We start from the raw sequence: 359 nt of genomic DNA, 5'->3' as shown, positions 1-359 counted from the left end.
CTGAGTAGCCCTTGATCTCTCCAGAAGGAGAGGTTGAGGGCATTGTTAATGTTTCGGGACATTTCCCAGCACCCCTTACGGGAGTTCGCCATAATCCTCGCTGCCCATTCGGGTACGCCAAGGGCACGTAGATTCCGTAGTCGGGTTTTTGGTAGCTTCCATTGTTTCCAGAGACACATGCGGAGTCTGCGGCGAATCCATTCATCTAGTGCTTCACAGTGTTTCTTTGCGGAGGCTAAACGGAAGTAGCCAATCCACCCCATTAAGTAGCAGTTTAGCTCCTTAATACGGCTTTCCATTGAGATTCCTCGTGTTCTCGAGGTGATCTCTCTTACGCGCTCCTTTAGCTGCTCCAGTTT

General features: G+C 50.4%; 1 protein-coding gene. It reads right to left on the bottom strand.

Translation table 11 applies throughout. The features are described from left to right. Positions 1-359: group II intron maturase-specific domain-containing protein (locus EIZ37_RS25720; RefSeq protein WP_328591386.1), on the bottom strand; the 359-nt coding region annotated here is incomplete at both ends.

The organism is Brevibacillus migulae, assembly GCF_004521915.1.
Classification (GTDB): Bacteria; Bacillota; Bacilli; order Brevibacillales; family Brevibacillaceae; genus Brevibacillus_F; species Brevibacillus_F migulae.
Note: the sequence above shows the minus strand (reverse complement) of the source record. Positions and strands in the feature narration are given on the sequence as shown.